This is a genomic window from Jejuia sp. G7-7, from assembly GCF_055808955.1.
This window is the reverse complement of sequence record NZ_JBVVSZ010000001.1, coordinates 788660-799562: the sequence shown is the minus strand read 5'-3', so window position 1 is coordinate 799562 and position 10903 is coordinate 788660. Positions and strand designations below refer to the sequence as shown.

The window sequence follows — 10903 nt, the reverse complement described above, 5'->3', positions numbered from 1 at the left end:
AAGTACGTTGTCTACTACTAATTTTGAAAGTGAATCTACTGATATTATTGTATATCCTAACCCAAATCATGGCAACTTTTCAATTACATCCAATGTGCAATTACTCAATCCAAAAATTAATATTTATGATATTACAGGTAAAAACGTGTTTAGTCTGCATCTCAAAAATAAAAATTCATTATTAAATGAAAAAATTACCACCCACAATCTAGAATCTGGAATTTACCTTTTGGAAATTAACGATGGATCAAGAAAGGTTATAAAAAAATTAATTGTAGAATAAGTTTACCACTTAAAAACTCCTTATTGAAATATGAATTTAATGAGGAGTTTTTAATATATGAATCTATTAATTTGTTAGCTATTATTCCAATTCAAAAAAGAAGTTACAAAGTGTTCTTTTTTACGAGAAGACACGGGTATTTTTCTACCATTTTTTAAATATATAATTCCTGATTTCTCATATTTATCTATAAACTTTAGATTAACCATAAAGGATTGGTGCGGATGAATCAAAATTAGATGCTTCAAGGCGTTTTTCAAATTCCTTTAAGGTTTTAGAAACCATATATTTTTTGTTATCACTACAGTAAAAAGTCGTGTAACCTTTGTCTGTTTCGCAATACAATAATTCATTTAAATCAATAACTTGAAAACTATCATGAAGCGATAGTATCAATTTAGAATCTTCGTTAGTCCAAGCTTCTTTTGCAGTTTTAATTTGCTGTTTTTGGGCTGGTTACTGGTAAATGCTTCACTTTTTCTAGGGCAGCTTCTAGCTCCTCGATATCAACAGGTTTTAAAATATAATCTACTGCACCAATTTTTAAAGCTTTTAGTGCATATTCTTCATAAGCTGTAATAAATATGACTTTAAAGTTTAGATGGTCCACTTGTGATAAAAACTCAAAAGCATTACCATCTGTTAGGTTAATATCCAAAAAAACTAAACTTGGTTTGCAAGCATTGGCAACAACAACTGCGTCTTTTACAGAGGCACACTCACCTATTACTTCAACTTTGACGTCTATGGTTTGTAATAGATTAATTAACCCTTTTCTAATATATGCTTTGTCTTCTACTATTAATGTCTTCATCATGCAACAAATTTATGAGGAATAACTAAAGTTACAATAGTACCTTGTGCGTTATATTTTTCTCTATCTTCAATAGTAACTGAACCATCCATTTTAAAATCTTTAGATAGTATTTTCAAGCGTTCTGAAGTTATAGCTGTAGATAGTGATTTTTTATACCCATTATTTTTCTTTTTGAGGCATATAACCAATACCATTATCAGCAATGGTACATATTAGTTTTTTATCTATGTATTTTAAGCGAATATCAATTTTTTTATCATCGTTAGTATCAGTAAAAGCATGTTCGATGGCATTTTCTACAAACGGTTGAATTAGCATTGGTGGTACTTCAAACATGGGGATGTCTATAGTTTCTTCTACTAAAAGTGTAGATTGATATACATCGTTTTCTAAATTCTGAAGGGTTAAATAATTTTGAACAGCTCTTAATTCTTGTGAAAGTAATACTGTTTTATCTCTTGAGTTTTCTAAAGTAATTCTTAATAATTTTGAAAATTTTGATAGGTATGAAACAGACTTTTGTCTTCTTTATTTAATATCATCCCTTGTAAGACTGATAATGAGTTAAAGATAAAATGAGGTGTCATTTGCGAGCGCAATAACTTTTGCTCTATAACCGCATTTTGAGTTTTGGTTTTGGCGTTTTTTAACTTTTGATAAAAAATAACAGATCCTAATAGCATAGAAATAACAAGAACACCTATAATAGCCCATAAATAATTACGTTGCGTTTTTTCTAAGTCCTCAGATTTATCCCTTACTGTTTTAGTTAATTGTAATTCTCTAATATTTGCAGAATCAAGTGCTTTCTTGTATTTATATTCATATTCTAATTGGGTTATCTTTTCAATATTTTTTATTAAACAAGCTGTCATTTAGCATTTTGAATTGTTGGTGGCTTTTGAGTGCATCCTTATAATTACCAGTAGCTTTATATATTTTAGAAAGAATTTCCAAAACTTCTTTCCGATCATTTAAAAAACCTGATTTTTTGGAGATTTCCTTTGCTTTCGATGCATACTCTTAGCTTTATTATACTCTTTTTGATTCATGTACGTTTTCGCCAGTCCTATGTAAGTCTCACATAATGCTTCTTTGCTTTCAATTTCTAAACCATTCTTCTTCGCCTCCATGAAGTATTGATTTGCAATTGTATAATCTTTTAATGCCAAATATACCGTACCAATATTATTTAGAATATATGGAATATCACTTTTTGTTCCAATTTGTTTACTTAAACGCAATGCCTCAAGATAATGGTCGAGAGCACTTTTGTAATCTCCTTTTTTCTCATATATGATTCCGATATCATTCAATGATGAAGAAATTCCTCTTTTGCTATCAATCCTCAAGTCCATTTCTAAAGCCTTTTCATAGTACTTCATTGCCTTGTCATAGTCCTTCTGAGTCTTATATAGCCTACCTATATTGGCTAGATGTTTGGAAATACCTAAACTATCTCCAAGCTTTTCATTAATGTATAAAGATTCTTTAAATTGTTTGAGGGCAAGTGGGTAATTACCTTGGCTCATGTAAACCATGCCTAAATTATTTAAACTATATGCAACCCGCTGTTCATTTTTATCAAATTTAGCAATAGAAAGTGCTTTATTTAAAGGTGAAATGGCTTCATCAAATTTCCCCAATTCATGATACGAATTTCCAAGATTTATTAGAGTGGCAGATAGGTTATTACTTCCTATTTCCTCTTCTATTCTGATTGCTTTTTTAAGATATGATACTGATTTTTTCAGCTCTCCTTTATTTTTATATGTTATGCCCGTGGCATTGTAACAGTTGGCTATTCCCTTTTTGAAATTTATCTTTTCATACAAATGCAAGGCCTCATTATAGTAACCAAGTGCTTGGTCATAATTTGATTGTATTGCCTCAGTTATACCTTTTATGTAGATGCTTCTGGCTTTGCCCTTTTTAAAATCGATAATTTCAGCTATTGAATCTGCTTCTTTTAAATATTCAAGGGTTTTAGGCATATCTTTACTGAAATAAGAAAAAGCTAGTGCATTTAACAGATTCACTCTCATCGAATCCTTTTCTTTATGATTCTGTAATTCTATTCTAAGGCTATCAATTTCTACATTTTGTGATATAGAATAAATCGTGTAAGAAAATAAAAATGTAAAAACTAGAGTAGTTTTGAATGTTTTCATATCAAGAATTACTGTATTTAAATACTAAAAAACAAATTTTAAAAGTTCTATTAGAATTTACTAGCAAAAAGTTTACAAGTATAATCATATAATTAACAACTAACCGCAAGTGCTTTCTCATGAAAACGCTTACGGTTAATTAAAGAAATGGGGATTTATTTCTTGATCTAGTATTTATTAAAACAATATACTATTTTGCAAACTTTTTAACTAGCCTACCTGTATCAAAAGTTAGTTCTAAAATATAGATGCCAGATGACAAATTATCAATAGCAATACTATTTTCTGAACCGTTTTTTATTTTAGAACCTGAAATATTGTAAATAGTATAGTTTTTAAGTTTTGCACTTCCTGTTGAGATTATTTTTAACTCGTCTCTATGCGTTATAATTTTCACATCATTTTGTAATTCAAAATTAGAAGTGCTTAATAATGCATCTTCAACAACTTGATTAAAACCTGTCCATAAAGCACCAGGATTGGTAACATAAGCTCCCATAGAACCAGCTGGTATATGTAAATCTATAGTACTTCTGTTTCCGCTAATATGAAACGTATCATTAGTACCAGTAGTAATAATAGGTGGTGTTGTCGCTAATGAAGTAACACTAGTTAATGGATTAGCTGCAAAGGCTATTAATCCAATATTAGTTACACTATTTGGAATTGTAATGCTTGTCAAATCGTTATCTGTAAAAGCACCAAATCCAATATTTGTAACGCTATTGCCAATTGTAAGATTAGTTAAATCGTTAGTAACAAATGCTTGAGCTCCAATAATAGTAACACTATCCGGAATGATTACACTTGATAAGTTGTTTGTATTAAAAGCAGAAGTTCCAATAGTAGTAATACTGTTTGGTAAGGTTACACCAGTTAAGCTTTTATCAAAAAATGCTGCTATCCCTATTTCTTTAATATTGTAAACTTCAACACCATTTGTAACTGTAGCTGGTATAGTAACACTACTACCACTAGCAGCATTATAATGTGTGATTTTTAATTCATTTGGAAATGTAGATGTTACTTCATGTATCATTTTAAATCCAGTCCAAAGTGCACCACTATCAGTTACATATTCATCCGTAGTTGTATCAGGAATAATTAAATCGATATTACTACGATTATCAAAAGCATCATTAACGCCTGCCATAGGAATAGTTGGAGGTATTGAGCTCTTTAAAAATATACTAGTAATAGCGTTTCCTTGAAAAGCTCCACTACCAATTTCTATAATTGTATTAGGAATGGTAGCACTAATTAATTGTTTATTAGAAAATGCATTAGGCTCTATTTTAGTAACATCATATGTAGTTGAATTGATAGTAACTGTTTCAGGAATTATAGCATTATTTCCGCCAGAAGCATTGTAATCTGAAACACTTACTGTGACAGGGGTTGTTGACAGCAATAAGTAAACTGCATTATCTACAATATACATTGGTGATTCAGTAACTGAATTAAAACCAGACCACCAACCTGAAGTATAATCTGTAGCAGTATTAAAAGGTACCGTTAAATCAATTAAACTCCGGTCATCAAAAGCACCATTACCTCCAGCTGGAGAAAGAAATGGAGGTGTAATACTACCGCAGGTAACACTAGTTAATGGGTTATTCATAAAAGACCATGCTTGAATATTTGCAACATTTTCAGGTATGATAATACTAGTTAAATTATTTGTTTGAAAAGAGCCACTTCTAATTATTGTAACGCTACTAGGAATAGAAATATTAGTTAATTGTTTATTAGAAAATGAGTTAGGACCAATACTTGTAACATCATATGTTAAAGTATTATTTGTAACTGTGGCAGGTATAGTTACACTAGCTCCACCTGCAGTATTATAACCTATGGTTCTGACTGTATTAGGTGAAAGAGCTGTTACCTCAAATGTTATATAATCTACAACAAATATTGTAGCTGCAGTAACTGAGTTAAAACCAGACCACCAACCCGAAGTATAATCTGTAGCAGTATTAAAAGGTACTGTTAAATCAATTAAACTTCTATCATCAAAAGCACCATTACCACCAGCAGGAGAAAGAAACGGAGGTGTTGTACCCTCACATGTAACAGTTGATAGTGGGTTTCCCTTGAAAGACCATGCTTGAATATTTCCAACATTTTCAGGAATGGTTACTGTTGTTAGGTTATTTGTTTGAAAAGCACCACTTCTAATTATTGTAACACTACTAGGTATTGAAGCACTAGTTAATTGTTTATTAGAAAAAGAGTTAGGGCCAATACTTGTAACACTATAGGTTAAAGAATTATCAGAAACTGTAGCTGGTATAGCAACACTAGTACCACCGCCAGTATTATAACCTACTGTTCTAACTGTGTTTGGTGATACAGAAGTAATTTCGTAGGTTATAAAATTGTCAATAAAGATATCTCCAACCGATTGCGAATAACCTGTTATAGACATGAGTAACGTAAATAAAATAAGTAGTAATTTTTTCATTTTGATTTGATTTTGGGTTAATAAAGTGCCAAAGTAATTGTATAAGACACGCCATGATATAGTTAATATTTTTTTGATGTGTTTCAAGAAATAAGTGTTGAGATTTATTAAATATCCGTTTTCAACTCATATCAATCTAAAGGCTAGAAAAGTAAAGTATTGTATATTCAATGTTATTAATCATTTAATATGGTTATACTAATGTGTATATTTATCCCTTCAATATTTTTAGAACTTAAAACTTGCAAAAAATAAAAGCTTACTTAGACCAAATAGCCACCATATCAGATGCTGATTGGGAGTTTTTTATGTCAAAATTACAACGTCGTGAGATTCCTAAGAAAGCTGTTTTTTTAAAAGTAAACAACATAGAAAATTATATTTCTTTTATTGAATCTGGTGTTGTACGCTTATTTATTCCTAAAGAAAACCCTGAAAAGGAAATTACTTTTGGTTTCAGTTTTGAAGATGAATTCGTGAGCGCTTATGATTCTTTTTTAACACAAAAACCTTCAATCTACCAATTGCAAGCTCTTACTAAAACCTCGCTTTTTAGTATTACTTATGATGATTTGCAATTGGTTTATAAACACACACAAATAGGAAACTTAATAGGCAGGTTAACCGCTGAACGTCTTTTTATACTGAAATCTAAGCGAGAACTAAATTTATTGAATCTTACTGCTGAGGAACGCTACATGAAATTATTTAAGGAGCGGCCGGAACTCCTTAAAGAAATTCCTTTAAAATATATTAGTTCGTATATAGGTATAACGGCTCAAGCTTTAAGCAGAATTAGAAAACGTTTATAGCATCATTTAATGAATCTAGGTTCATTGTTTTGCACATAACGTGTACTTATATTTGTAAAAAAATATCATGACAATTATTCTTTTCGTTTTGGTGCTTTGGTATGGCGGTTTGTTTTTTCAATCGTTCTTTTTGCATCGTTATGCAGCGCATCAAGTATTTACTATGTCTAAAACAATGGAGCGTATTACTTTTGTATTAACATGGATTTTTCAAGGTTCTAGTTATTTAAGTGCTTATGGTTACGGCATTATGCACCGTATGCACCATGCATATACTGATACTGAAAAAGACCCGCATTCTCCATCATATGATGATAATATGTTTGCGATGATGTGGAAAACAAAAACAATTTATCAAGACATTAATAAGCAACGTATAGCAGTAGACGAAAAATTCACAAAGAATGTTCCTCAATGGAAGGCATTTGATAGTTTTGCTAGTTCTCGTTTTTCCAGATTACTTTGGGGAGCGCTTTATATTTTTTTCTTTGCGCTTTTTGCTGATGCTTGGTGGCAATGGCTTTTATTACCAATTACTTTTTTAATGGCACCAATACATGGCGTAATTATTAATTGGTTTGGCCATATTTATGGCTATGTAAATTTCAAGATGAAAAACACAAGTAAAAACCTATTCCGTTTTGATTTCTTAATGATGGGAGAAGGTTATCATAATAATCATCATAAGTACGCAAGCAGCCCTAATTTTGGTGTGAAATGGTATGAAATTGATATGACTTATTTGATTATAAGAGTATTGAATGCTTTTGGTATTATTAAATTAAAACCTATTAAAATTAAGGATTAAGATATATCTTATTTCTTATACCTTTGCTGATATGCATCCAAAGAATCCATATCAAGATGGTTATAATTTAAAAGAATTGGTTAACTACAATTTTGAACTTCAAAAACATGTAATTTTAAATCCTTTAGGAAAAGAAACGATAGATTTTAATAGTTCAGACGCTGTATATGCATTAAATAAAGCAATACTAATTGCCGATTTTAATTTAAAAGTATATAACTTACCAAAAGGCTATCTTATCCCTCCCATTCCGGGAAGATTAGATTATTTGTTGCATTTACAAGATAAACTTTACGAAGAATTTAAAATAGAACATACTTCTAAATTAAGAGGCTTAGATATTGGTTCTGGAGCTAACGGCATTTATTGCATTTTGGGAGCACAACATTTCAATTGGACAATGGTAGGCTCTGAATGTGATGTAAAAGCAGTAGAGATATCTAAAGTCAATATAAATCAAACGAAAGCATTACAGGAAAATATTGAAATACGACATCAAAAGAACAAAAGTTTTTTATTCAAAGATATTATAAAACCCAATGAGAAGTTCGATTTTACAGTTTGTAATCCGCCTTTTCATAGCTCTAAAGATGAAGCTTTAAAAGGTTCATTCAGGAAACTTAAAAATCTAGGTAAATCAAACAACACAAATCATAGCTTACTAAATTTTGAAGGACAAGCTAACGAACTATGGTGCAATGGTGGAGAATCACTTTTTATAAAACGATTAATTAAGGAAAGTGTCTTTTTTAAAAACCAAGTTAAAGTATTTACCAGTTTGGTTGCCAAAGCAGGAAACCTTCAAAAAATTGAAAAACAACTCAAAAAATCGAAAGCGGATTATAAAATTGTTCAAATGTCTCAAGGGCAAAAAAAAGCCGTTTTGTGATGTGGTGGTTTTAACCAAATATTGTTTTTCAGTATTAAAAAAACCTATCACTTTTAAAAAGCAATAGGTTTATTAATATTATAAAGTTAGAAACTTACTTAACTAAAGTAACTTTAACAGCATTCATACCACGTTGTCCTTTTTCAAGTTCAAAGGTTACCTTATCGTTTTCAGCAATTTCATCAACTAAACCACTCACATGGGTAAAATATTTTTCGTTGTTTTCAGAGTCAATTATAAAACCAAAGCCTTTTGATGTATCAAAAAATGAAACAGTTCCTTTTCTAACATAATCAACTTCTTCCTTATCACCTTCAAGTGTTTTAGGAATACTAATTTCTATGTGTTTTGCTTTTACCTTAATTTTTTTAGTAGGATCTGGAGGTGTGTCCGTCAAATGTCCATTATGATCTACATAAGCAAACTCAATTCCTTTACTTCCACCCTCTTCTTTTGCAAGTTTGCGAGCTTCCATTTTTTTACGCTTATCCTCTCGCTTTTTTAAACGTTTTTTTCTTTTTCACTTTTACTGTATGTCTGTTGCGACTTTGCCATGTACTAATTTTAAATTAATTCTTTTAGAGAGGTATTTTTGTAAACAACATCAAAGATATTTTATATTATTCTCTAGTAAGAGGCGTCTAAATTACAAATTAATATCTCTTAATTAAAGAAAATCACTTCATATTTTGCTCCTTCACTTTACTATTAGTTTAAAAACCTTTACTAAATAGAAAAGATTTAGAATTCAACTATGCTTTATTTGAAAAAAATAAGTATAAACAATTGATAATCATTACATTGCAACAGATTCTTGTTTGCTGTAAATAATGTAAGAAATTTAATTTAATTTATTGAATCTAAATTTTAATCATTTTTTACTATTCATCTAATTATTAGTTGTTTTAACGATTTATTATTCTGTAAGAAAAATAAATACTTAACTTTAAATAGCTATTAACCAAACCCTAACTAAGATGAAAAACTCACCCTCATCTATCGTTAACTCTATTGTTACACTTTTTTCTTTAAAAAAATTAAAGTATATTTTATTGTTTTAACCTCATTCTTGCTTTGTAGTGCAGTTCCCATATTTATGGGACCAGGTCTTACAAATCCTGAGCCTATTGGTGCTTATGTGAATGGTAACTTTCCAGGTTCACTTTTTGGTACACAACCACTATATAGACCTGCATTTCCTAACCTTAATTTTTTCTACCCCATAACCTTTAATATGGTACCTAATCAAGATAAAATTATATTAGGACAATTAAATGGAAAGATTGTTTGGTTTGACAATAATGAAAGTACAACTGTTTCCCATTCAGTAATTGACCTATCAGATGAGGTTGGTGTTGTTTGGGATGGAGGTTTTTTAGGTTTGGCTATTCATCCAGATTTTGGAAAACCACTAAACCCTAAAAATTACTTTTATGTTTATTATACAACAAAAGATGCTAATGGAAATGATTTTCCGAACATGTTCACAAGATATACTTGTGATTCTGAGGAGTATTGGGGGAACTACTTAATATTAGAGCGATTTGAAGTAGACCCTATTACTTTAATAGCAGACGAAAATACTCGAACCACAATGATTCAGCGTAGAATGTATGGAACTACACATAGAGGTGGTGGTATGGATTTTGGAGATGACGGTTTTTTATATCTTACTACAGGTGACCAAACGGCTCATAAAAAGGCACAAGATGTCGTAAATAATCTTGATGGTGGCGTATTACGTCTAGATGTAGATTTTGATTATTCAAAAAGCCATACTCCTGTCAAAACCTTACAAAATTCAGGAGGGTTTCCAAATGAAAAATCCGGTATAGGGTATCTAATTCCTAATGAAAATCCTTTTTACGGGAATGTATATGAAGAGTATTATAGTATTGGATTTCGAAACCCACACAGAATGTTTAAAGACGCTGAAACAGGTCTTTTTTACATAGGTGAAATAGGTATGCATACACATGAAGAAATTAATGTATTACAACCAAATAAAAATTATGGTTGGCCTGTATACGAAGGTAATGCGCCTGGGCCATCAGGTTGCTTAACTGAACTCTATAACAACATGCCTCATGAACAGGCATTAACCGTTTTTCCACGTAGTGAAGCTAATGCAATCATAGGAGGATTTGTATATAGAGGAGATAACATTCCAGAATTATATGGTAAGTATATTTGTGCAGATTATGGTGCTGGTGATGAAATTTGGTCAATAGATATAAATACTGGTGAGTATACAGAATTAGGTGCTTTTACCCCTACTGACATTATTTCGTTTGGTCAAGATGATGAAAATGAAATTTATATTTTAAATGCTGGAGTTAATACTACTTTATACAAGTTTTTAGGACAAAATGCCCAATATCAAAGTTTACCTCAAAAATTATCAGAAACTGGAGTATTTCAAGTCTCTGAAAATGGATTGTTTGAAAATGAATTTTCAGACCTTAAAGTTAAAGATGGTATTGTTCCATACGACATAGTAGAGTCGTTTTGGTCTGATGGTGCATTAAAAGAAGGTGGTTAGCAATACCTAATAATGGTACTCATGATACTTCAGCAGAGCAAATTAAATATTCTGAAAATGGTGTTTGGGATTTCCCTATAGGTAGTGCTTTAATTAAACATTTTGATTTAAATA

11 protein-coding genes and 2 pseudogenes are annotated in these 10903 nt (G+C 30.6%); 5 read left to right on the top strand and 8 right to left on the bottom strand.

Translation table 11 applies throughout. The features are described from left to right. The first annotated feature begins 7 nt into the window (after nucleotides 1–7). Complete coding sequence (locus tag AC0L5U_RS03995) at nucleotides 8–283, top strand: T9SS type A sorting domain-containing protein (protein ID WP_473414785.1); 276 nt, start codon at nucleotides 8–10, stop codon at nucleotides 281–283. Nucleotides 284–357: 74 nt separating this feature from the next. Here AC0L5U_RS03995 and AC0L5U_RS03990 read toward each other — a convergent pair whose 3' ends face one another. From AC0L5U_RS03990 to AC0L5U_RS03960, 7 genes and pseudogenes are all read right to left on the bottom strand, one after another. After that, nucleotides 358–492, bottom strand: coding sequence for a hypothetical protein (locus AC0L5U_RS03990; RefSeq protein WP_473414784.1), 135 nt, complete (start codon nucleotides 490–492; stop codon nucleotides 358–360). Beyond that, on the bottom strand, nucleotides 485–679 hold the full coding sequence (locus tag AC0L5U_RS03985) for a LytTR family transcriptional regulator DNA-binding domain-containing protein (protein WP_473414783.1): 195 nt from the start codon (nucleotides 677–679) through the stop codon (nucleotides 485–487). The genes AC0L5U_RS03990 and AC0L5U_RS03985 overlap by 8 nt, the downstream gene beginning before the upstream one ends. A 37-nt stretch (nucleotides 680–716) precedes the next feature. Then, the gene (locus tag AC0L5U_RS03980) at nucleotides 717–1100 is read right to left on the bottom strand and encodes a LytR/AlgR family response regulator transcription factor (protein ID WP_473414782.1); all 384 of its coding nucleotides are present in this window, start codon (nucleotides 1098–1100) and stop codon (nucleotides 717–719) included. Between the two features lie 159 nt (nucleotides 1101–1259). After that, nucleotides 1260–1436 carry a hypothetical protein gene (locus tag AC0L5U_RS03975; protein ID WP_473416251.1) on the bottom strand — a complete coding sequence of 59 codons (177 nt, stop codon included), beginning with the start codon at nucleotides 1434–1436 and terminating at the stop codon, nucleotides 1260–1262. 114 nt (nucleotides 1437–1550) lie between these two features. Beyond that, nucleotides 1551–1687: pseudogene (locus AC0L5U_RS03970) on the bottom strand (histidine kinase); the annotation flags it as partial. Between the two features lie 387 nt (nucleotides 1688–2074). After that, nucleotides 2075–3271, bottom strand: a complete 1197-nt coding sequence (locus AC0L5U_RS03965) for a tetratricopeptide repeat protein (protein WP_473414781.1) — start codon at nucleotides 3269–3271, stop codon at nucleotides 2075–2077. 190 nt (nucleotides 3272–3461) lie between these two features. After that, nucleotides 3462–5738 carry a leucine-rich repeat protein gene (locus AC0L5U_RS03960; protein WP_473414780.1) on the bottom strand — a complete coding sequence of 759 codons (2277 nt, stop codon included), beginning with the start codon at nucleotides 5736–5738 and terminating at the stop codon, nucleotides 3462–3464. Between the two features lie 242 nt (nucleotides 5739–5980). Between AC0L5U_RS03960 and AC0L5U_RS03955 the strand changes: the two genes are divergently transcribed. From AC0L5U_RS03955 to rlmF, 3 genes are all read left to right on the top strand, one after another. Further along, a complete protein-coding gene (locus AC0L5U_RS03955; RefSeq protein ID WP_473414779.1) occupies nucleotides 5981–6550 on the top strand; it encodes a Crp/Fnr family transcriptional regulator in 570 nt (189 codons plus the stop codon). Nucleotides 6551–6617: 67 nt separating this feature from the next. Next, nucleotides 6618–7358 (top strand): acyl-CoA desaturase, encoded by a 741-nt coding sequence (locus AC0L5U_RS03950; RefSeq protein ID WP_473414778.1) that lies wholly within the window; start codon nucleotides 6618–6620, stop codon nucleotides 7356–7358. Nucleotides 7359–7389: 31 nt separating this feature from the next. Beyond that, the gene (gene rlmF / locus AC0L5U_RS03945; RefSeq protein ID WP_473414777.1) at nucleotides 7390–8247 is read left to right on the top strand and encodes a 23S rRNA (adenine(1618)-N(6))-methyltransferase RlmF; all 858 of its coding nucleotides are present in this window, start codon (nucleotides 7390–7392) and stop codon (nucleotides 8245–8247) included. Nucleotides 8248–8341: 94 nt separating this feature from the next. Here rlmF and AC0L5U_RS03940 read toward each other — a convergent pair. Further along, nucleotides 8342–8802: pseudogene (locus AC0L5U_RS03940) on the bottom strand (cold-shock protein). Between the two features lie 541 nt (nucleotides 8803–9343). On the opposite strand from AC0L5U_RS03940, the gene AC0L5U_RS03935 reads away from it, so the two are divergent. Next, nucleotides 9344–10789, top strand: a complete 1446-nt coding sequence (locus AC0L5U_RS03935; RefSeq protein ID WP_473414776.1) for a PQQ-dependent sugar dehydrogenase — start codon at nucleotides 9344–9346, stop codon at nucleotides 10787–10789. Nucleotides 10790–10903 lie beyond the last annotated feature (114 nt).

Excerpts from the sequence above, each read along its gene's own strand:
- AC0L5U_RS03990 (WP_473414784.1), bottom strand. The coding sequence starts at position 492 with ATGGTTAATCTAAAGTTTATAGATAAATATGAGAAATCAGGAATTATA.
- AC0L5U_RS03965 (WP_473414781.1), bottom strand. The coding sequence starts at position 3,271 with ATGAAAACATTCAAAACTACTCTAGTTTTTACATTTTTATTTTCTTAC.
- rlmF (WP_473414777.1), top strand. The coding sequence starts at position 7,390 with ATGCATCCAAAGAATCCATATCAAGATGGTTATAATTTAAAAGAATTG.
- AC0L5U_RS03975 (WP_473416251.1), bottom strand. The coding sequence starts at position 1,436 with ATGTTTGAAGTACCACCAATGCTAATTCAACCGTTTGTAGAAAATGCC.
- AC0L5U_RS03980 (WP_473414782.1), bottom strand. The coding sequence starts at position 1,100 with ATGATGAAGACATTAATAGTAGAAGACAAAGCATATATTAGAAAAGGG.
- AC0L5U_RS03950 (WP_473414778.1), top strand. The coding sequence starts at position 6,618 with ATGACAATTATTCTTTTCGTTTTGGTGCTTTGGTATGGCGGTTTGTTT.
- AC0L5U_RS03935 (WP_473414776.1), top strand. The coding sequence starts at position 9,344 with ATGGGACCAGGTCTTACAAATCCTGAGCCTATTGGTGCTTATGTGAAT.
- AC0L5U_RS03960 (WP_473414780.1), bottom strand. The coding sequence starts at position 5,738 with ATGAAAAAATTACTACTTATTTTATTTACGTTACTCATGTCTATAACA.